This is a genomic window from Kineococcus rubinsiae, assembly GCF_011839805.1.
GTDB lineage: Bacteria > Actinomycetota > Actinomycetes > Actinomycetales > Kineococcaceae > Kineococcus > Kineococcus rubinsiae.
The window spans coordinates 1-19,097 of the sequence record NZ_VWPY01000071.1 but is presented as its reverse complement, the minus strand read 5'-3'; the positions used below and the strand labels follow the sequence as shown (position 1 = coordinate 19,097).

Genomic DNA, 19,097 nt, shown 5'->3' with positions numbered 1-19,097 from the left:
GCACCCCGGGGCTCACGCCGGTGCCCCGGCCGGCTCGGCGCTCGCCGTCGCGGGCGCGCCGGCCAGGACCACGGCGGCGCCGGCCACGGCGAGGACCGCGACGACGGCGGCCGGGGCCCAGCCGGCGCGGACGCCGTCGCCGAGCAGCAGGGAGCCCAGGACGGCGGGGACGACGACCTCCACGGCCCACAGCAGGGCGGTCGCCGCGCCGACGGAGCCGCGCTCCAGGGCGGCCGCGTAGGCCCAGGTGCCGACGCCGCCGGCCACCACGACGGCCCACGCGAGCGGCCGCGCCGGCAGGGCGGCCAGGCCGCCGTGCAGGTCGACCGCGCGGGCGGCGAGCGCGGAGACGGAGTAGGCGAGGCCGCCGAGCACCGCCAGCGCCGCGGACGGGGCCCGGCGCAGGAGGGGCGCGGCGACGAGCAGGGCGCCGGCCGCCGCGGCGAGACCCGCGACGACCCCGCCTCCTGCGGCGGGGGAGGCCTGCTCGTGCCCGGCGCCGGCCACGACGGCGAGCGCGGCGACCGTGACGAGCACGGCGACGACGTCGCGGCGGCGCAGCAGCGCCCCCAGCAGGAGGCGGGCCAGCACGACGGTGACGGCCAGGGACCCGGCCAGGACGGCCTGGACCGCGAAGGCGGGCAGCCGCCGCAGGGCGAGCAGGGACAGCAGCCAGGAGATCCCGTCCGCGCCGAGCCCCGTGAGGTAGAGGGGGGAGCGGAGCAGGTCGCGCGGCGAGGCGCCGCCGCGCACGCCCACGGCCTGCAGGACGGAGCCGGCGGCGTAGCCCAGGGCGGCGAGGACCGCGGCGGCCAGCGCGGTGCTCACCGCGAGGCCGCGGCGGCGCGCGCCTCGAGGAAGCGGCCGACGACGGGCAGCTCGGCGAGGCCCTCGGCCCCGGCGATGGTCAGGCCCTGGGCGCCCGCGAACTCCACGGAGTCCAGGACGACGTAGCGCGGCACCCACTGCGGGTCGTACTTGGCGTTGAACCGCCACAGCGACTCGATCTGCGCGCTGCGCGAGAGCACGTGCAGGGCGCGGCGGCCGAGGTCGGCGCCGCGGCCCTCCCGCTCGCCGGAGACGACCTCGCGCAGCACCGCGAAGTTCAGTCCGAGCCCCCGCTGCCCCCGCTCGGCGAGGTGCTGAGCGGTGGCGACGATGAGCAGGTCCGTGAGGCCGTTGGGCACGTCGTCCGCCGTCGAGCGGCGCATCACGTCCAGGGAGTAGCCCTCGACGGCCGCGGCGGGGACCCACTGCACGAACCCCGCGGGGCGGCCGTCGGCGAAGCGGGCGACGCTGACCAGGACGCCCGCGTCGGCGGGGTCGAACAGCCGGGAGAGCGTCATGGAGTACCCGCGCTCGGCCTCGCCGCGGCGGCTGTCCCCGCTGAGGCCCTCGAGCTCGGCGCGCTCGGCGGCGGTCAGGGACGGCCCCTCGTGGAACGTCACGGTGATGCCGGCCTTCTGCACGCGGTTCACGGCCCCGCGCAGGCTCTTCATGGCCTTGCCCTGCAGCGAGAAGGTCTGGCAGTCCAGGACGGCCTCGTCGCCCAGGTAGACCGGGCGCAGGCCCGTCGCCTCGTACAGGGGCAGCCACTCGGCGCCCGCCCCGACGACGGCCACCGACCAGCCGTGCCGCTCGACGTGGTCGAGGAACTCGGTGAGCAGGGCGCCGCGCCGCTCGGGCGGGCCGATCGGGTCGGGGGAGACGAGGCAGACCCCGTTGCGCACGCTGTGGGCGACGACGCCGTCCTCGGCGAAGAAGAAGTCCTTGTCGTCGCGCAGCGCGAAGTAGTCCAGGGTGCCGCCGCCCCAGCGGGCCACGACGGCGCGGGCCCGCTCGCGCTCCTCCAGGCGCTGCGCGGCGCTGAGCCGCACGGCCGCGCGCGGGGCCAGCAGCACGACCAGGAGCACCGTGAGCAGGGTCAGCCCCAGGATCAGCAGCGACGGGCTGAGCAGGGGGTCGATGATCGCGCCGCCGCGGCCCGGCACGCGCGTGAGCGGGGAGCGCCGGTCGCCGACCAGGCGCTGGACGACGGCCTCGACGGTCTCGCCGGGGTGGCGCTCGGCGCCCACGGCCACGACCAGAGCGGCCGCGACGAGCACCGTGGCGACGAAGCCCCCGACGACGACGCGCGCGGCCCGGCGGGCGCGCGCCGCGGTGGGCAGCACAGGGAAGGAGCGCCCCCGCGTGCCGAGCCAGACGGCGACCCCCAGGTCCAGCAGCGCCTCCTCGCCGTCGATGCCCTTGAGCAGGTGCAGGACGGCGGAGGTGACCAGCAGGCCCAGCGTGACGCCCCAGGCCAGGCGCTGGCCGCGGCGCAGGCCGGCCGCCAGGGCCACCAGCGCCACGGAGACCGGGACGAGGACGGTGCCCGCGCCCAGGGGGACGCCCAGGGGCAGGACGTCGAGCAGGGGGCCGAAGCGCGCGCGCAGCGGTGGGGTCAGGGCGGAGACCAGGCCGAGCACCGCGACCGCGCCGACGATCAGGGCCGCGGCCCGGCGGGTGCGTTCGCGCCGGGCGCGGCCGGCGAGCAGGGGGGGGAGCACGCACACCACCCTGCTCCCCGATCCACAGCCGGGACACGGATCGGGAGGCATCCACGGAGAACTCCCAGGAGACGGTCAGCCGGGACCGTCCGCCGGGGGCGGTCAGGTGGTGGCGGCCACCGGCACGGACCGGCGGCGCCCGCGCACCGCGTCGGTGGACAGCAGCACCAGGGCGAGCCAGACGAGGGCGAAGCCGGCCCACTGCGAGGGGGCCATCCGCTCCCCGAGCACCAGGGCGCAGCCGAACTGCAGCACCGGGGTCAGGTACTGCAGCAGCCCGATGGTGCTCAGCGGGACGCGGCTGGCGGCCACGGCGAACAGGACGAGCGGGATCACGGTCGCGACGCCCGTGGACGCGAGCAGGGCCGTGTGCAGCGCCCCCTCGGTGGTGAAGGTGCTGTCGCCGCGGGCGGTGAGGAGGACCACGGCCGCGGCGGCGGGCAGGCCCAGCACGAGCGTCTCGACCGAGAGGCTCGTGATGGCGTCCACGCCCCGGCCGTCGGCCCCGGCGACCTGGCCCAGGCGGTTCTTCATCAGCCCGTAGGTGCCGAAGGAGGCCGCGAGCAGCAGGGCGATCCACGGCGGGCGGCCCAGGTCGAGCGTGATGATCGTCACGGCCACGAGCCCGATGCCGACGGCCACCCACTGCAGGCGCCGCAGGCGCTCCCGCAGCACGACGACGCCGAGCAGGACCGTGACGACCGGGTTGATGAAGTAGCCCAGCGACGCCTCGAGGACGTGCCCCGTCGCGACGGCCTGCACGTAGACGCCCCAGTTGACGGCGATGACGACCGCGGCGACGCCCAGCAGCCCGCGCTGGCGCCGGTTCCTGAGCACGGCGGCGACTGCCGGCCAGCGCCGCAGGGCGCTCAGCAGGACGACGCAGACGAGCAGCGCCCACAGGATGCGGTGGGCCAGGACCTCGACGGCGGAGGCGGGTGCGAGGGCGTGGAAGTAGAAGGGGAAGACGCCCCAGATGCCGTAGGCGATCGCACCGGCCACGACTCCCCGGCGCTCGTCCACCCCCGCATCGTCGCAGGAGAGCTGCCTCTCACCCGACGGGCCCCGTGCCCGCGCGGCGTTAGGCTTGACTCACCCCGACCGCCGCGCGCCACCCCGTGACCGCGCCCCGGTCACGCCGCGAGACGAGAGGTCCCTGACACCCCGTGAGCACGCAGACCCCCGGTAGCACGCAGCGCCCCCTCCGCGTCGCCATCGTCGGGGCGGGTCCGGCCGGGATCTACGCGGCGGACATCCTGTCGAAGGCGGACGTCGAGGTCTCGATCGACCTGTTCGAGCGGCTGCCCGCGCCCTTCGGCCTCGTGCGCTACGGCGTGGCCCCGGACCACCCGCGGATCAAGCAGATCGTCGTGGCCCTGCAGAAGGTCCTCGCGCGCGGCGACATCCGCCTGCTCAGCAACGTCGACTACGGCACGGACCTCACGCTCGAGGACGTCCGCCGCTTCTACGACGCGGTGATCTTCTCCACGGGCGCGATCCGGGACGCCCCGCTGCCGCTGCCCGGGGTCGAGCTGGAGGGCTGCTTCGGCGCCGCCGACTTCGTCTCCTGGTACGACGGCCACCCCGACTACCCGCGGCAGTGGCCGCTGGAGGCCGAGACCGTCGCGGTCCTGGGCGCCGGCAACGTCGCGCTCGACGTCGCGCGCATGCTCGCCAAGCACGCCGACGACCTGCTGCCGACGGAGATCCCGCAGAACGTCTACGACGGCCTCAAGGCCTCGAAGGCCACCGACGTGCACGTCTTCGCCCGCCGCGGCCCGGCCCAGGCCAAGTTCTCGCCGCTGGAGCTGCGCGAGCTGGGGCACGTGCGCGACGTCGACGTGATCGTGCACCCCGAGGACTTCGAGTTCGACGAGGGCTCGATGGCCGCGATCCAGAAGTCGAACCAGACCAAGCAGGTCGTCAAGACCCTCACGGACTGGACGCTGAAGGAGGGCGACGGCACCGCCTCGCGCCGCCTGCACCTGCACTTCCTGCACGCCCCCAAGGAGGTCCTGGGCGCCGACGGCCGCGTGACGGGCCTGCGCACCGAGCGGACCCGCCTCACGGGCGACGGCAGCGTCGAGGGCACGGGCGACCTGCACGACTGGGACGTCCAGGCCGTCTACCGCGCGGTGGGCTACTTCGGCTCCCCGCTGCCCGGCCTGCCCTTCGACGACCTGGCCGGCGTCATCCCCAACCACGAGGGCCGCGTGCTGACCCCCGAGGGCGAGCACCTCGCGGGCGTCTACGCCACGGGCTGGATCAAGCGCGGCCCCGTCGGCCTGATCGGGCACACCAAGTCCGACGCGACCGAGACGATCCGCCACCTCGTCGCCGACGTCACCGCCGAGGACGCGCAGGCCACCGCCACCGACCCGGAGCCCGACGCGGTCGTGGACTTCCTGCGCGGGCGCGGCGTCGACGTCCTCACCTGGAACGACTGGGAGGTGCTCGACGCCTACGAGCGCCTGCTGGGCGAGCCGCACGGCCGCGAGCGCGTCAAGGTCGTCTCCCGCGAGGACATGGTCCGCTACTCCCGCGAGGCGATGGCCGCCGCCGACCGCGCGCCCGAGGACGACTGAGGTGCGCGTCGTCGTCTGCGTCAAGCACGTCCCCGACATCCAGTCCGAGCGGCGCTTCCGCGCGGACGGGCTGCTGGAGCGGGGCGGTGACGACGACACCCTCAACGAGCTCGACGAGGACGCCCTGGAGGCGGGCCTGCGCCTGGTCGAGGCGCACCCGCCGGCCGAGGGCGACGACCCGCACGACGTCGTCGTGCTCACCGTCGGGCCCGCCGCCGCCGTGGACGCCCTGCGCCGCGGCCTCGCGATGGGCGCCACGACCGCCGTGCACGTGCTCGACGCCGGCGTCGAGGGCTCCGACGCGCTCGCCACGGCCCGCGTCCTCGGCGCGGCCGTCGCGGCGCTGCACGCGGAGTCGCCCGTCGACGTCGTGGTCGCCGGCATGGCGGGCCTGGACGGCCTGACGTCGCTGGTCCCCGCGGCGCTGGCCGCGGTGCTGGACTGGCCGCAGCTGACGCTCGCCGACCGCATCGACGTCGACCCGGCGGCCCGCACCGTCGAGGTGCGCCGCGAGACGTCCACCGCGGTGGAGACGCTCACCGCCCCGCTGCCCGTCGTCGTCTCGGTGACGGACCAGGCGTTCCGCGCCCGCTTCCCCGCCTTCACGGGCATCCTCGCGGCGCGCAAGGCGCCCGTGCGGGTGCTCGACCTCGCGGCCCTCGGCCTCGACCCGGCGACGGTGGGGCTGCAGGGCTCCACGACCCGCGTCCTGGAGACCTCCGAGCGGCCCGAGCGCCCCGACCGGGTCCTCGTGACCGACGACGGCTCCGCGGCCCTGGCGCTCGCGGACTACCTGGCGCAGAAGGGCTTCGCGTGAGCACCACGGTCCTCGTCCTCGTCGACCACGAGGGCGCGCGCGTGCACCCCACGGCGACGGAGCTGCTGACGCTGGCCCGGTCGCTGGCCGACGACGTCCGCGCGGTGTGGATCGACGAGGGGCCCACGGGGCCCGACGCCGCCGCCCGCGAGCTGCTCGGCCGCTTCGGCGCCTCCGGCGTGGTCCCCGTGCAGGTCACGGGCGCCGACCCGCACCTCACGGCCACGGTCGTCGACGGCCTGCGCGCGGTGCTGGGCGCCGTCCCCGCGTCCCTGCTGCTGCTCGGCTCGACCTTCGAGGACCGCGAGGTCGCGGCCCGCCTGGCCGTGCTCACGGGCGGCGGCGTCGTCACCGGGGCCACCACGGTGGTCCGGGACGGGGACGGCCGCTTCGTCGCGGGCAAGGAGGTGCTGGCCGGGTCCTGGTCCAGCCGCTGCGCGATCACGGGCGACCTCGCCGTCGTCACCGTCAAGCCGCACTCGACGCAGGCCGTGCCGGTCGACGCGCCCGTCGCCGCCGTCGCGGCGGAGCCGGTCGTCGTCGAGGCGAGCGCCGCGGCCCGCGCCGTCACGGTCGTCGAACGGGCGCCGCGCCCCGCCTCCGACCGCCCGTCGCTGGCCGACGCCGAGGTCGTGGTGGTCGGCGGCCGCGGCACGAACGGCGACTTCGCCCCGCTCGAGGAGCTGGCCGACGTCCTCGGCGGCGCCGTGGGCGCGACCCGCGTCGCCACCGACGAGGGCTGGATCGGCCACGAGGCCCAGGTCGGGCAGACCGGGGTCACCATCAGCCCGCGCCTGTACGTCGGCGCCGGCGTCTCCGGCGCGGTGCACCACCGCGGCGGCATGGACGCCGCCGTCACGGTCGTCGCCGTCAACGAGGACCCGGACGCCCCCATCTTCGAGTTCGCCGACTACGGCATCGTCGGGGACCTCACCGAGGTCGTCCCGGCTCTCACGCAGGAGCTGCGGCGCCGCCGCGAGGCGCGCGCGGGGTCCTGAGCCCTAGGGTGCGCCGGTGGCCTGCCGACTGAGCGAACTCGTCCTGGACTGCCGCGACCCGCAGGCGCTGGCGGACTTCTGGTGCGCGGTGCTGGGCTACCGCCGCCTCGGCGAGGAGGACGGCGCCGTCGAGATCGGCCCCGCCGAGGGCTTCGGCGGCCTCGCGCCCACGCTGGTGCTGTCGCCGTCGGCCGAGGCCAGGACGGCCAAGCTGCCGCTGCACCTCGACGTCAGCCCCACCGACCGCGACCAGGCGGAGGAGCTGCAGCGGCTCCTGGACCTGGGCGCCCGCCGGGTCGACATCGGCCAGCGCGACACCGACTCCTGGCACGTCCTGGCCGACCCCGAGGGCAACGAGTTCTGCCTCCTGCGGACCCGGATCGCGCCCGCCTGAGTCAGCGGACGCGCTCGGCGGTGAACTGCAGGCGCGGGTTCGCGAAGACGTCCTGCGCCTCGACGATCCGCAGCTCCCGCGCACCGGAGGCGAGGGTCGCCTCGAGGAGGTCGAAGACGCTGGAGACCGTGTGCTCCAGCGACGCCGCCGGGTCGCCCGTGCGGCGCAGGTGCGCCGCGAACAGGGCCGCGGTGACGTCGCCCGAGCCGTTGGCCTTGAAGGGCAGCTGCGGGGTGCGCACGACCCACGCGCCGGTCGCGTCGACGACGGCCGTCTCGAGCGTGCCCTCCTCGCGGTCGGGCCGCTCGACGCTGGTCACGAGCACCGTGGAGGGGCCGGTCGCGCGGGCGAGGTCGGCCGCGGCGAGCGTGGACTCCATCGTCGTCGGCTCGGTGCCGGTGAGGAACCCCAGCTCGAACTGGTTGGGGCAGATGACGTCGGCGACGGGCACGACCCGGTCGCGCAGCAGCACGGGGATCTCGGGGGCGACGAAGCACCCGGACCGCGCGTTGCCCATGACCGGGTCGCACACGTAGACGGCGGACGGGTTCGCGGCCTTCACGCGGCGCACCGCGTCGACGATGACGTCGCCGATGCCCGTCCCGCCCTGGTAGCCGGACAGGACGACGTCGACCTCGGCGAACACCCCGCGCTCCTCCACGCCCGCGAGGACGTCGGCGACGTCGGACGCGGCCATGACGGGCCCGCGCCACGAGCCGTACCCCGTGTGGTTGGAGAAGTTCACGGTGTTCACCGGCACGACCTCGACCCCCATGCGCTGCAGGGGGAACGTGGCCGCGGAGTTGCCGACGTGGCCGTGGGCGACGGCGGACTGGATCGAGAGGACCTTCACGGGCACGACCCTTCCACGCCGCGGCCCCCCGCGCGGCTCAGAACCAGCGCGGCTCAGAACCGGTGCGGCTCAGAACCCGTCGAGCGTGGTGAGCTTCGTCAGCACGGGCGGGGAGGCCAGGACGGAGCCGAGGTTCGAGGCGCCCTCGGGCGTCGCGCGCCACACGCGGTAGGCCGCGTCGTGCTCCAGCGACTCCCAGGTCTCGATGAGCACGACGTGGGTCGGGTCGGTCGCGTCGACCGTGACCTGCACGTCGAGGAAGCCGTCGAAGGCGCGGGTGGCGACGAGCGTCTCGCGGATGACCGCGGGGGCGTCCGCGACGGCCTCGCGGCGCAGGGTCAGCTCGAGCAGGGACACGATGGCCACGGGGGCTCCAAGTCGTCAGGGGGTGGGTCGTCGGGTGTCTGGGTGAGACTAGGCCCGTGACGCTGCACCGCCTCGACCCCGCCCCGCACCTGGTGACCGACGCCTTCGACCCGGGGCTCCCGCCCGTCCTCACCGTCGAGCCCGGCGACGAGCTCGTCGTGCGCACGCTCGACGCGGCGGGTCACCTGCGGCGGCAGGCCTTCCCGGGCGACCCGGCCGAGCGCCTGCTGCCCGGCGCCGACGGGCACTGCCTCGCCGGGCCGGTCGAGGTCCGCGGGGCCCGGCCGGGCGACGTGCTGGCCGTGCACGTGCGGTCGCTGCGCACCGACGGCTGGGGCTGGACCGTCGCAGGGGCCCGCGACACCCCGCTGAACCGCCGGCTCGGCACGACGGAGCCGTCGTGGCTGCTGTGGGACGTCGACGACGAGGCCGGCACGGCCACCGAGCAGCACGGCTTCACCGTCGACACCGCACCCTTCCTCGGCGTCGTCGGCACCACCCCGGCCGAGCCCGGGCGGCACTCCACCGTCCCGCCCCGCACGGGGACGGGCGGCAACGTCGACTGCCGCTCGCTCGTCGCCGGCAGCACGCTGTTCCTGCCCGTGCAGGTCCCCGGGGCGCTGCTCTGCCTCGGCGACGGGCACGCCGCCCAGGGCGACGGCGAGGTGAGCGGCACCGCGGTGGAGGTCGGCATGACGACGCACCTGAGCGTCGATCTCGTCCGGGACCCGCCCCTGCGCTCGGTGCACGCGACGACGCCGACCGAGCGCATCGCGTTCGGGTTCAGCGCCGACCTGAACGCCGCCACCGAGGACGCCCTCGACGCCCTCGTCACCTGGCTCGCGGCCGACCTGGACCTGCCGCGGTCCACCGCGCTGGCGCTCGCGAGCGCGACCGTGGACCTGCGCGTCACCCAGGTCGCCAACGAGACGTGGGGCGTGCACGCCGCCCTGGCCCACGACGCGCTGCGCCGCGCCTGAGGACGGCGGGGCCGGCGGCTCACATCCGCCCGGCCGCCACGATGCTGCGCAGGAACTCCTGCGTGCGGGGTTCCACCGGTTCCCCGAGGACCTGCTGCGGCGCACCGCGTTCGAGGACCCGCCCGCCGTGCAGGAAGCAGACCTCGTCGGCGACGCGGCGGGCGAACCCCATCTCGTGGGTCGCCACCAGCATCGTCATCCCGTCCTCGCGCAGCTCCCGCAGCAGGCCGAGGACCTCGGCGACGAGCTCCGGGTCCAGGGCGCTGGTCACCTCGTCGAACAGCATGAGCACCGGGTCGTTGACCAGCGAGCGGGCGATCGCGACCCGCTGCTGCTGACCGCCGGACAGCTCGTCGGGGCGCGCCCGCACCTTGTCCTGCAGCCCGACCCGGCGCAGCATCGCCACCGCGCGGTCCTCGGCCTCGGCCCGCGCCACCCCGTGCACGCGGCGCGGTGCGAGCGTGACGTTGTCCAGCACCGACAGGTGCGGGAACAGGTTGAAGGACTGGAACACGATGCCCGTGCGGGCCCGGACGGCGTCCGCGTCGATGCGCGGGTCGGCGATGTCGCGGCCCTCGAACTCCACGACCCCGTCGTCCACCGTCTCCAGCAGGTTCACGCACCGCAGCAGCGTCGACTTCCCGGAACCCGAGGCCCCGATGAGCACGACGCAGCGGTGCGCGTCGACGTCGAGGTCGAGGCCGTCGAGGACGACGGTGCGCCCGAACGCCTTGCGCACGCCCCGCATCGACAGCAGCGCAGCTCCTCCGCTCACACCGCACCGCCCGTCCCGGGGGCGCCCCAGCGCCGCGCCACGGCGTCGGTGACGCGCGCCATGGGGATCGTCAGGAGCACGAAGAACGCCCCGGCCACGAGGTAGGGGGTGAAGTTCCCCTCCTTCGCGGTGAGGATCTGCGCGGCCCGGATCGCGTCCACCACGCCCAGCACCGACACGAGCCCCGAGTCCTTCTGCAGGCTCACGAGGTCGTTCAGCAGGGCGGGCAGGACCCGGCGGACCGCCTGCGGCAGCACGACGAAGCGCAGCGTCGCCGCGTGGCCCAGCCCGAGCGCGCGGGCCGCGGCCCGCTGGCTGGGGTGCACCGACTCGATGCCCGCGCGCAGCACCTCCGCGACGTAGGCCGTGTAGGTCAGCACGAGCGCGATGCAGCCGTAGAACACGGGGTCGCCCGGCAGGCCCTGCAGCCGCAGGCCGGGCACCCCGTACCCCACGAGCAGCAGCACGAGGATCAGGGGCAGCCCGCGGAACAGGTCGGTGTAGGCGGTGGCGAGCCAGCGCACGGGCGCGAACACCGCCCCGCGCAGGGTGCGCAGCACGGCGACGCTCAGGCCCAGGACGAACACGACCGCCGCGCAGACCACCATGATCCGCAGGTTCAGCCACAGGCCCCGCGCGACGTCGGGCACGGCCGCCCACGCCGAGGACGGCACGAGGAAGCTCGCCTGGATGCGCGGCCACCCCGGGGTGGAGGTGATCGCGAGCACGAGGACGACGCCGAACACCACGGTGCTCAGCGCCGCCACGACCGCCGAGCGGACCCCGGCGCGGCGGCGGTGGCGGTCGCGGTCGAGCTGCAGGGGCGAGGGCGACCACGCCGGCCGGGGGCCGGCGGTGCTCAGGTCAGCTCCGGCGCGCCCGCGCTGCTGGTCAGCCACTGCTGCTGCAGCGCGGCCAGGGTCCCGTCGGCCCGCAGCGCGTCCACGGCCTGCGTGACGCACGGGGTCAGCGCGCTGCCCTTGTCCAGGACGAAGCCGAACTGCTCGGGGGTGCCGGTCACGGGGAACTGCCCGAGGACCTTGCCGCCGTCCAGCACGGCGGCCGCCAGGTACAGCCCCGTGGGCAGGTCCACGACGAGCGCGTCGATCTGCCCGTTCTCCAGGGCCTGCACCGCGAGGTCGTTGGAGTCGAACACCGACGGCTGCATCGTCGGCTTCACGACGTCGGTGATGGTCTCGTAGCTGGTCGTGCCGACCTGCGCCCCGAGCTTCGCCTCGGCGAGGCCCGCGATGCTCGTGACGCCCGCGACGGGGGAGGAGTCCAGGGTGACGACGGCCTGCGCCACGTCGTAGTAGCCGCTGGAGAAGTCCACCGTGCGCCGGCGCTCGTCGGTGATCGACACCTGGTTCACGTCGACGTCGAAGGTCTTCGCGCCGGGCGCGATGGCGTTGGTGAAGGTGGCCGTCACCCACGCCACGTCGGCCTGCGCGTACCCCAGGCGCTCGGCGACGGCGTACGCCACGGCCGACTCGTACCCCTCGCCGTTCGACGGGTCCCCCTCGGAGAACCACGGGTCGTAGGCCGGGTCGTCGGTGGCGACCGTGAAGGTGCCCTCGGTCAGGGTGGGCAGCGCGCCCGGGGCGCAGTCCGCGGCGGACGCCGGCCCGGAGGTCGCGGGCGCGGGGGAGGCCTCCTGCGCCGGCGCGCAGCCGACGGCGAGGGCGAGCAGCGGGAGGACGGCAGCGCCGAGCAGGCGCATCCGGGCAGCGGGGGGCATGGGCGGAGCCTAAGGTGCGGGCCCGGAACGCCGGGGCCCCCCGGCGCGTTGGCCCCACTGCCACCCCGACAGCAGCGCCGGGCTCCCCGGACCGTGGACGAGAGGGTCGGATGCACCGCCACTTCAACGGCCTGAAGACCGCCGCGCTCTTCGGGGCGATCTGGGCCGTCCTGCTGCTGGTCGGGGGCCTGCTCGCGTCCGCGCTGCGCAGCCCGGCGGTGCTCCTGGTCTTCGTCGTCCTGGGCCTCGGCACCTCCGCCTACGGGTACTGGCGCTCGGACACGCTGGCCATCCGCGCCATGCGCGCCCGTCCCGTCTCGGAGGCCGAGCAGCCGGCGCTGCACCGCATCGTGCGCGAGCTGTCCACGACCGCGCGCCAGCCCATGCCGCGCCTGTTCGTCTCACCGACCATGGCGCCCAACGCCTTCGCGACGGGCCGCAACCCCGAGAACGCCGCCGTGTGCTGCACCGAGGGCATCCTGCAGATGCTGGACGAGCGCGAGCTGCGGGGCGTCCTGGGCCACGAGCTCATGCACGTCTACAACCGCGACATCCTCACGTCGTCGGTCGCGGGGGCGCTCGCGGGCGTCATCACCTCGGTCGCGCAGTTCGGCCTGTTCTTAGGCGGCGGCCGCGACGAGGACAGCCGCAGCAACCCCTTCGCGATCCTGCTGCTCTCGCTCGCGGCGCCGCTCGCGGCCTCCGTCATCCAGCTCGCCATCTCGCGCACCCGCGAGTACGACGCCGACGAGGACGGGGCGAAGCTCACGGGCGACCCGCTCGCGCTCGCCTCGGCGCTGCGCAAGCTGGAGATGGGCACCCGGCAGCTCCCGCTGCCGCCCGAGCGCGAGCTGGTCAACGCCAGCCACATGATGATCGCCAACCCGTTCCGCGCCGGGCAGGGCGTCGCGCGGCTGTTCTCGACGCACCCGCCGATGGCCGAGCGCATCGCCCGCCTCGAGGCGCTGGCGGGCTACCGCCGCTGACCCGGCCCGTTCGACCCGGCCCGTTCGACCCGGCCCGTTCGACCCGGCTCAGCCGAGCGAGGCCTCGATCCAGTCCAGAGCCCGGCCCCAGACGCGCTCGCCCGGGAAGAGCGGGTCCTCGTGCGAGGCGCCCTCCATGAGCTGCAGGTCGACCTGGTCGCCCGCGGCGACCGCCAGGTCGGTGAACTCCTGCGCCTGCGAGTACGGGACGGTCTCGTCCGCGGTGCCGTGCAGCACGAAGACGGGCATGCCCAGCGGGACCAGCCGGGACGGGTCCCCGACCGCGTAGCGGTCGTCGACCTCCTCGGGGGTGCCGCCGAAGACGTTGACGACGTTCGGGTCCTGCGCGGCCAGCGTCGTCGGGCGCAGCACGCCCGACATCGAGCCGGCGAAGACGGGCACGACGCGGGGGTCCGCGCCGGGCGCCCCGGAGGGCAGCCGGCGGCGGGCCGCGGCCCACATCGCCAGGTGCCCGCCCGCGGAGTGCCCGAGCAGGAGCGTGCGCCCCGCGTTCACGCCCTGCGCGTCGGCGGCCTCCGCGGCCTGGTCCAGCGCCGTGGCGACGTCGGTGAAGGTGCCGGTCCAGCCGCCCCCGTCGTCCACGCCGCGGTAGTCCAGGTTCAGGACGGGGAAGCCCCGCCCGACGAGGTCGGCCACGATGTTGTCGACGTTGCTGCGGTCCGTGCCGACCTGCCACGCCCCGCCGTGCACGAGGGCGACCAGCCCGTCGCGGCGCTCGCCCTCGGGCAGCCACAGGTCGGAGACCTGGCGCGGGTGCTCGCCGTAGCGGTAGGCCGTGCGCTGGGACTCCTGCAGCCCCGAGGGCAGGGTGGGGGCGCCGTCGACGCGCTCGGGCGTGCTCGGCGTGCCGGTGGGCGTCGGGGTCTCCTCCGGCTCCTCGGCGCCGGCGCTGCACGCGGAGGCGACCAGGACCGCCCCGGACAGCAGCGAGCCGCGGAGCACCGCCCGGCGGGCGGTCCCGGGCGTCACCGGTAGTTGACGAACTGGAGGGCCACGTCCAGGTCGGCGCCCTTGAGCAGGGCGATGACCTCCTGGAGGTCGTCGCGGTTCTTGGAGCTGACGCGCATCTCGTCGCCCGTGATCTGCGTCTTGACGCCCTTGGGGCCGGAGTCGCGGACGATCTTGCCGATCTTCTTGGCGACGTCCTGCTCCAGGCCCTCCTTGAGCGTGGCGGTGATGCGGTGCTCCTTGCCGGAGGGGAAGGGCTCACCCGCGTCCAGCGCCTTGAGCGAGACCCCGCGCTTGATGAGCTTGGTCTGCAGGACGTCCAGGACGGCCTTCACGCGGTCCTCGGAGCTGGCGACCATGAGGATGTCCTCGCCGCTCCAGCGCACGTCGGCGTCGGTCCCCTTGAAGTCGTAGCGCTGCTGGATCTCCTTCGCCGCCTGGTTGAGGGCGTTGTCGACCTCCTGCCGGTCGATCTTGCTGACGACGTCGAACGACGACTCGCTGGGCACGCGCAGGCCCTCCTCGGATGTGGTGTGCTCGGACCGCCCCCGCGGGGTGCGCGCACGGGTGGCGCGCAGCACGCGGAGGAGTTGCTATCCTCTCACCGCACCTGCTTCGCCGGGTGCACGGCGGGTTGCCCGAGCGGCCAAAGGGAGCGGATTGTAAATCCGCCGGCACAGCCTACGTTGGTTCGAATCCATCACCCGCCACGTCGCACAGCGACCCGGAGCTGTCAGCAGCTCCGGGTCGCGGCGTGTAGGCTCTCCGAGCGTCACGCGACGTGACCGGCCCCGATAGCTCAGTGGTAGAGCACTTCCTTGGTAAGGAAGAGGTCTCGAGTTCGAACCTCGATCGGGGCTCGCAGCACCGACGGGCCCTGCCCGCCGGGGTTCACGGCGGAGTAGCTCAGTTGGTTAGAGCGAACGGCTCATAATCGTTAGGTCGCCGGTTCGAGTCCGGCCTCCGCTACACCAGAGACGGCCGCCCCTCGTGGGCGGCCGTTCCACGTGCCCCGGGCGCGTGCCCCGGGCACCACGTCCGGGCGCGTACCCTGGGACGAGATCGCGGCGCGTCGCACGTCGCCCGCCGGACCGAGAACCTGAGAGAGGCACCCAGCCGTGGCCAAGACGACTGACGTCCGCCCGAAGATCACGCTCGCCTGCACGGAGTGCAAGGAGCGGAACTACATCACGAAGAAGAACCGTCGGAACGACCCCGATCGGCTCGACCTCGCCAAGTTCTGCCCGCGCTGCGGCAAGAAGACCACGCACCGCGAAACCCGCTGACCCCACGTCCCCGCGTGGTCGCCCTCACCGTCGACGAGTCCTTCCAGGGCCGGGTCTACCCGGCCCGCCCTGCGGGGACCGTCACCGCCGACGCGCTGCGGGCCTTCGCCCGTGCCGTCCGCGCCACGAGCCCCGTGCACCACGACGGTGCCGCGGCGCGTGAGGCCGGCTACGCGGACGTGGTCGCCCCGCCCACCTTCGCGGTGACCCTGGCGCAGCGGGCCGAGGCCCAGTTCGTCGAGGACCCGCAGGCGGGCATCGACTTCTCGCGCGTCGTGCACGGCGAGGAGCAGTTCGTCCACCACCGCCCGATCGTCGCGGGCGACGAGCTCACCGCCGAGCTGCACGTCGACCGCGTCCGCGTCGTGCGCGGCAACGCCATGGTCACCACCCGCGTCGAGCTGGCCGCCGCCGACGGACCCGTCTGCAGCGTGACCTCGATGCTGGTCGTGCGCGCCCCCGAGGGGGAGCAGTGACGCTCTCCTTCGACGCCGCCCCCGTCGGGACCGCCCTGCCGGCCACCGTCGTCGAGCTGACCCGCGCCGACCTGCGGGCCTACGCCGACGCGAGCGGGGACACCAACCCCATCCACCTGGACGAGGCCGTCGCCCGCTCGGTGGGCCTGCCCGACGTCATCGCCCACGGCATGCTGACCATGGGCCTCGCCGGCCAGGTCGTCGCCGACTGGGCGGGCGACCCGGGCGCCGTCGTCTCCTTCGCCACCCGCTTCACGCAGCCGGTCGTCGTCCCCGCCGACGGCACGGCCGTCGTCGAGGTGGGCGGCACCGTCTCCGGCGCCGACCCCGAGGCCCGCACCGTCGCGGTCGACCTCACCGTCACCAGCGCCGGCGTCAAGGTCCTGGGCCGGGCGCGGGCCGTCGTCCGCCTCCCGTGAGCACCGCCACGGCCCCGTCGCGCGACGCGCTGCGGGCCCGGACCGCCGTGTACGCCTCGTTCACGCTGAACGGCTTCGCGCTCGCCTCCTGGATCGCCCGGATCCCCTCCGCGCGCGACGCGCTCGGGCTGAGCCTGGGCGACCTGGGCCTGCTCCTGCTCGCGGGCTCGATCGGGTCGGTGGCCACGATGCCCGCGGCCGGCGCCCTCGTCATGCGCTTCGGGCGGGTGCGGACCGTGACGGCCGGCGGGGCCGCCGTCGCCTCGGGTCTGCTCCTGGTCGCCCTGGCCGTCGACGGCCTGGCCACCGTCTGGCCGGCCGCGGTCGGGCTCGTGGTCGTGGGCGCCGGCATCGCGACCTGGGACGTCGCCATGAACGTCGAGGGCGCGGCGGTCGAGCGGCGCCTGGACCGGGCGATCATGTCCCGCTTCCACGCCGCCTTCAGCTTCGGCACCGTGCTCGCCGCCGGTCTGGCCGTCCTCCTGCTCCGCCTGGGCGTCCCCACCTGGGTGCACCTCTGCGGTGCCGCCGCGCTGGCCGCGGTCGGCTCGGCGGGCGCCGCCCGGGCCTTCCTGCGCTCGCCCAGCGCCGCCGAGGCCGCCTCGGCCGGCCAGGGCATCGGGCTCGGCCGCGCCTGGCGCGAGCCGCGCACCCTGCTGATCGGGCTCATGGTGCTCTGCATGGCCTTCGTCGAAGGCAGCGCGAGCGACTGGCTGGCCGTCGGCCTCGGCGACGGCTACGGCACCTCCCACGACGTCGGGGTGGCCGGCTTCGCGGTCTTCGTGGCGGCCATGACGACCGGGCGCCTGCTCGGCCCCGTCCTGCTGGAGCGCTTCGGCCGCGTCGCGGCGCTGCGCGGCTGCGCCGCCCTCGCCGTGGCCGGGGTCCTGCTGTTCGTGCTCGCCCCGTCGGTGCCGCTCGCCGTCGTGGGTGCGGCCGCGTGGGGCGTCGGGGCCTCCCTCGGCTTCCCGCTCGGGATGAGCGCGGCCGCCGACGAGGAGGTCAACGCCGCGGCCCGCGTGAGCGTCGTGTCCTCCGTCGGCTACGCGGCCTTCCTGGCCGGGCCCCCGCTGCTCGGGCAGCTGGGCGACCGCGTCGGCGTCCTGACGGCGCTGCTCGCGGCGGCCGTGGCCGCGGCGGTCGCGCTGGTCCTCTCCGGGGTGGCCCGGCCGCACGCGGACGGCACGGCCCTCAGCTCCGAGCGCACCCCGGCGCGGTCCTCGTGAGCGCCGTCGCGCTGGCCGACCTGACGACGTTCCGCCTGGGCGGGCCCGCGCGCGCCGTCGTCGAGGCGCGCACCGAGACCGAGCTCGTCGACGCCGTGGCGCACGCCGACGCGGCGGGGGAGCCCCTGCTGCTCGTGGCCGGCGGCTCGAACCTGCTCGTGGCCGACGAGGGCTTCCCGGGGACCGTCGTGCGGGTCGCGACGAGCGGTGTCCGCTTCGGCAGCGAGGACGTCTGCAGCGGCTCCTTCGTCACGGCCGCCGCGGGCGAGGACTGGGAGGCCTTCGTCGCCACCGTGGTCGCGCGCGGCTGCGCGGGCGTCGAGGCGATGGCGGGGATCCCCGGCTCGGTCGGCGCGACCCCCGTGCAGAACGTCGGGGCCTACGGCCAGGAGGTCTCCCAGACCCTCGCGAGCGTGCGCACCTACGACCGCGTGGACCGCCGGGTGCGGACGCTGGCCGTCGGCGACCTGGACCTCGGCTACCGGACGTCCCTGCTCAAGCGCTCCCGCGTCGCGCTCGCCGGGACGCACGCCGAGAGCCGCTACGTCGTGCTCGACGTGACCTTCCAGCTCGTCCTCGCCGGCGGGGTCTCGTCCCCGGTCGCCTACCCCGAGCTCGCCCGCGCGCTGGGCGTCGCGGTGGGGGAGCGCTCGACCGTGGCCGAGGTGCGCGCGGCCGTCCTCGCGCTGCGCGGGAGCAAGGGGATGGTCCTGGACGCGGCCGACCACGACACGTGGAGCGCCGGGTCCTTCTTCACCAACCCGGTGCTGACCGTGGACGAGGCCGGGGTGCTGCCGGCCGGGGCGCCGCGCTTCCCGGCGGGCACCGACGCCGCGGGCCGGCCGCTGGTGAAGACCAGCGCGGCCTGGCTCATCGACCACGCGGGCTTCGCCAAGGGCCACGGCGCCCCCGGCCCGGCGACGCTGTCGACCAAGCACACGCTGGCGCTGACCAACCGCGGCGGCGCCCGCACGGCCGACGTCCTGGCCCTGGCCCGCGAGATCGCCGACGGCGTCGAGCGCGCCTACGGCGTGCGGATCGTCAACGAGCCCGTCCTGGTGGGCTGCTCGCTCTGACGCGGGCCGCGATCGCCCCGCGGACCACGTCGAGGGCCTGCTCCGGCGTGAGCCCCGAGGACAGGGCGCGCTCGACGAAGCCCTCGGCCGCCCAGCGGACGTCCTCCTCGACGCCGACGGCGCGCGCCACCACCGTCCCGGTGCGCCGGCGCGACACCACGGTGCCCTCGGCCTCGAGCTCCCGGTAGGCGCGCTGGACGGTGCCCAGGGCGAGCCCGAGGTCCGCGGCGAGCGTGCGGGCGGCGGGCAGCCGGTCCCCGGCGGCGAGCGCCCCCGTCGTCGTCAGCGTCGTGACCTGCCGGCGCAGCTGCTCGTAGACCGGGACGGCGGAGGCGGCGTCGACGACGACGCGCAGCTCGCTCACGCCCGCACCGCGCGGGCCGGGACGAGCAGGACGGCCAGGGCGGCCACGGCCAGCAGGGCGCCGGCCGCGGCCACGACCGTGCTCGCGGTGGTCCACAGCGCGCCGGGCCCGTCGGTGTGCCAGGTGCCGTCGACGGCCCAGCGGACGCCGAGGCCGCGCGCCGCGAGGCCGCCGAGCACCAGCAGCGCCGCGGCCGTCGCGGCGGTGGCCGCGGTGGAGACCCGCAGCACGCGGTGGGCG

General features: G+C 75.7%; 23 protein-coding genes and 3 tRNA genes. 14 read left to right on the top strand and 12 right to left on the bottom strand.

Annotated elements, in window-relative coordinates:
* Window positions 1-12: 12 nt before the first annotated feature.
* The 3 genes from F1544_RS21140 to rarD all read right to left on the bottom strand — a co-directional run bounded on the left by F1544_RS21140 (window position 13) and on the right by rarD (window position 3,572).
* Window positions 13-828: a hypothetical protein gene (locus tag F1544_RS21140; RefSeq protein WP_167588177.1), complete on the bottom strand. Its 816-nt coding sequence runs from the start codon at window positions 826-828 to the stop codon at window positions 13-15.
* On the bottom strand, window positions 825-2,549 hold the full coding sequence (locus F1544_RS21135) for a bifunctional lysylphosphatidylglycerol flippase/synthetase MprF (RefSeq protein ID WP_167588176.1): 1,725 nt from the start codon (window positions 2,547-2,549) through the stop codon (window positions 825-827). The genes F1544_RS21140 and F1544_RS21135 overlap by 4 nt, the downstream gene beginning before the upstream one ends.
* A gap of 102 nt (window positions 2,550-2,651) precedes the next feature.
* A complete protein-coding gene (gene rarD, locus F1544_RS21130; RefSeq protein ID WP_167588175.1) occupies window positions 2,652-3,572 on the bottom strand; it encodes an EamA family transporter RarD in 921 nt (306 codons plus the stop codon).
* A 143-nt stretch (window positions 3,573-3,715) separates the two neighbouring features.
* Between rarD and F1544_RS21125 the strand changes: the two genes are divergently transcribed.
* From F1544_RS21125 to F1544_RS21110, 4 genes are read left to right on the top strand one after another with little or no spacing between them, the layout of a single operon-like run.
* Window positions 3,716-5,134 carry an FAD-dependent oxidoreductase gene (locus F1544_RS21125; RefSeq protein WP_167588174.1) on the top strand — a complete coding sequence of 473 codons (1,419 nt, stop codon included), beginning with the start codon at window positions 3,716-3,718 and terminating at the stop codon, window positions 5,132-5,134.
* Between the two features lies 1 nt (window position 5,135).
* The gene (locus F1544_RS21120) at window positions 5,136-5,951 is read left to right on the top strand and encodes an electron transfer flavoprotein subunit beta/FixA family protein (RefSeq protein ID WP_167588173.1); all 816 of its coding nucleotides are present in this window, start codon (window positions 5,136-5,138) and stop codon (window positions 5,949-5,951) included.
* A complete protein-coding gene (locus tag F1544_RS26620) occupies window positions 5,948-6,949 on the top strand; it encodes an electron transfer flavoprotein subunit alpha/FixB family protein (RefSeq protein ID WP_167588172.1) in 1,002 nt (333 codons plus the stop codon). The genes F1544_RS21120 and F1544_RS26620 overlap by 4 nt, the downstream gene beginning before the upstream one ends.
* A 16-nt stretch (window positions 6,950-6,965) precedes the next feature.
* The gene (locus F1544_RS21110; RefSeq protein WP_167588171.1) at window positions 6,966-7,343 is read left to right on the top strand and encodes a VOC family protein; all 378 of its coding nucleotides are present in this window, start codon (window positions 6,966-6,968) and stop codon (window positions 7,341-7,343) included.
* A gap of 1 nt (window position 7,344) precedes the next feature.
* Here the strand turns inward: F1544_RS21110 and pdxY are convergent, their stop codons facing one another.
* Together pdxY and F1544_RS21100 are read right to left on the bottom strand one after the other, a co-directional pair.
* Window positions 7,345-8,196 carry a pyridoxal kinase PdxY gene (gene pdxY / locus F1544_RS21105; protein ID WP_167588170.1) on the bottom strand — a complete coding sequence of 284 codons (852 nt, stop codon included), beginning with the start codon at window positions 8,194-8,196 and terminating at the stop codon, window positions 7,345-7,347.
* 69 nt (window positions 8,197-8,265) lie between these two features.
* Entirely contained in the window at window positions 8,266-8,562 is a 297-nt protein-coding gene (locus tag F1544_RS21100) for a putative quinol monooxygenase (protein WP_167588169.1), read from the bottom strand.
* Window positions 8,563-8,618: 56 nt separating this feature from the next.
* Between F1544_RS21100 and F1544_RS21095 the strand changes: the two genes are divergently transcribed.
* Window positions 8,619-9,542: an acetamidase/formamidase family protein gene (locus tag F1544_RS21095; RefSeq protein WP_308470239.1), complete on the top strand. Its 924-nt coding sequence runs from the start codon at window positions 8,619-8,621 to the stop codon at window positions 9,540-9,542.
* Between the two features lie 19 nt (window positions 9,543-9,561).
* On the opposite strand, the gene F1544_RS21090 is transcribed toward F1544_RS21095, so the two are convergent.
* The 3 genes from F1544_RS21090 to F1544_RS21080 are packed head-to-tail and all read right to left on the bottom strand — an operon-like array spanning window position 9,562 to window position 12,055.
* Window positions 9,562-10,290 (bottom strand): amino acid ABC transporter ATP-binding protein, encoded by a 729-nt coding sequence (locus tag F1544_RS21090; protein ID WP_167588179.1) that lies wholly within the window; start codon window positions 10,288-10,290, stop codon window positions 9,562-9,564.
* Between the two features lie 23 nt (window positions 10,291-10,313).
* Complete coding sequence (locus tag F1544_RS21085) at window positions 10,314-11,216, bottom strand: amino acid ABC transporter permease (protein WP_208972343.1); 903 nt, start codon at window positions 11,214-11,216, stop codon at window positions 10,314-10,316.
* A complete protein-coding gene (locus tag F1544_RS21080; RefSeq protein ID WP_167588168.1) occupies window positions 11,177-12,055 on the bottom strand; it encodes an ABC transporter substrate-binding protein in 879 nt (292 codons plus the stop codon). The genes F1544_RS21085 and F1544_RS21080 overlap by 40 nt, the downstream gene beginning before the upstream one ends.
* Window positions 12,056-12,165: 110 nt before the next feature.
* On the opposite strand from F1544_RS21080, the gene htpX reads away from it, so the two are divergent.
* On the top strand, window positions 12,166-13,041 hold the full coding sequence (gene htpX / locus F1544_RS21075) for a zinc metalloprotease HtpX (RefSeq protein WP_167588167.1): 876 nt from the start codon (window positions 12,166-12,168) through the stop codon (window positions 13,039-13,041).
* A gap of 48 nt (window positions 13,042-13,089) precedes the next feature.
* Here the strand turns inward: htpX and F1544_RS21070 are convergent, their stop codons facing one another.
* Together F1544_RS21070 and F1544_RS21065 are read right to left on the bottom strand one after the other, a co-directional pair.
* Window positions 13,090-14,031, bottom strand: a complete 942-nt coding sequence (locus F1544_RS21070) for an alpha/beta hydrolase family protein (protein WP_167588166.1) — start codon at window positions 14,029-14,031, stop codon at window positions 13,090-13,092.
* Window positions 14,028-14,519 carry a YajQ family cyclic di-GMP-binding protein gene (locus tag F1544_RS21065; RefSeq protein WP_167588165.1) on the bottom strand — a complete coding sequence of 164 codons (492 nt, stop codon included), beginning with the start codon at window positions 14,517-14,519 and terminating at the stop codon, window positions 14,028-14,030. Before F1544_RS21065 ends, F1544_RS21070 begins: the two co-directional genes overlap by 4 nt.
* Before the next feature lie 119 nt (window positions 14,520-14,638).
* On the opposite strand from F1544_RS21065, the gene F1544_RS21060 reads away from it, so the two are divergent.
* The 8 genes from F1544_RS21060 (at window position 14,639) to F1544_RS21025 (ending at window position 18,493) form a co-directional block, all read left to right on the top strand.
* Window positions 14,639-14,720 (top strand) — tRNA-Tyr (locus F1544_RS21060).
* A 78-nt stretch (window positions 14,721-14,798) separates the two neighbouring features.
* Window positions 14,799-14,870 (top strand) — tRNA-Thr (locus tag F1544_RS21055).
* 35 nt (window positions 14,871-14,905) lie between these two features.
* Window positions 14,906-14,979: transfer RNA gene (locus tag F1544_RS21050), tRNA-Met, on the top strand.
* A 149-nt stretch (window positions 14,980-15,128) separates the two neighbouring features.
* Window positions 15,129-15,296 (top strand): 50S ribosomal protein L33, encoded by a 168-nt coding sequence (gene rpmG, locus F1544_RS21045; RefSeq protein WP_166605523.1) that lies wholly within the window; start codon window positions 15,129-15,131, stop codon window positions 15,294-15,296.
* 14 nt (window positions 15,297-15,310) lie between these two features.
* Window positions 15,311-15,772, top strand: coding sequence for an FAS1-like dehydratase domain-containing protein (locus F1544_RS21040; RefSeq protein ID WP_167588164.1), 462 nt, complete (start codon window positions 15,311-15,313; stop codon window positions 15,770-15,772).
* Window positions 15,769-16,191 (top strand): MaoC/PaaZ C-terminal domain-containing protein, encoded by a 423-nt coding sequence (locus tag F1544_RS21035; protein ID WP_167588163.1) that lies wholly within the window; start codon window positions 15,769-15,771, stop codon window positions 16,189-16,191. The genes F1544_RS21040 and F1544_RS21035 overlap by 4 nt, the downstream gene beginning before the upstream one ends.
* Entirely contained in the window at window positions 16,188-17,417 is a 1,230-nt protein-coding gene (locus tag F1544_RS21030) for an MFS transporter (protein WP_167588162.1), read from the top strand. Before F1544_RS21035 ends, F1544_RS21030 begins: the two co-directional genes overlap by 4 nt.
* Window positions 17,414-18,493, top strand: coding sequence for a UDP-N-acetylmuramate dehydrogenase (locus tag F1544_RS21025; RefSeq protein WP_167588161.1), 1,080 nt, complete (start codon window positions 17,414-17,416; stop codon window positions 18,491-18,493). The genes F1544_RS21030 and F1544_RS21025 overlap by 4 nt, the downstream gene beginning before the upstream one ends.
* Here F1544_RS21025 and F1544_RS21020 read toward each other — a convergent pair.
* Entirely contained in the window at window positions 18,459-18,857 is a 399-nt protein-coding gene (locus F1544_RS21020; RefSeq protein WP_167588160.1) for a GntR family transcriptional regulator, read from the bottom strand. The genes F1544_RS21025 and F1544_RS21020 overlap by 35 nt on opposite strands.
* Window positions 18,854-19,097: hypothetical protein (locus F1544_RS21015; RefSeq protein ID WP_167588159.1), on the bottom strand; the 244-nt coding region annotated here is incomplete at its 5' end. The genes F1544_RS21020 and F1544_RS21015, both read right to left, overlap by 4 nt.

Excerpts from the sequence above, each read along its gene's own strand:
- F1544_RS21090 (WP_167588179.1), bottom strand. The coding sequence starts at position 10,290 with ATGCGGGGCGTGCGCAAGGCGTTCGGGCGCACCGTCGTCCTCGACGGC.
- F1544_RS21080 (WP_167588168.1), bottom strand. The coding sequence starts at position 12,055 with ATGCCCCCCGCTGCCCGGATGCGCCTGCTCGGCGCTGCCGTCCTCCCG.
- htpX (WP_167588167.1), top strand. The coding sequence starts at position 12,166 with ATGCACCGCCACTTCAACGGCCTGAAGACCGCCGCGCTCTTCGGGGCG.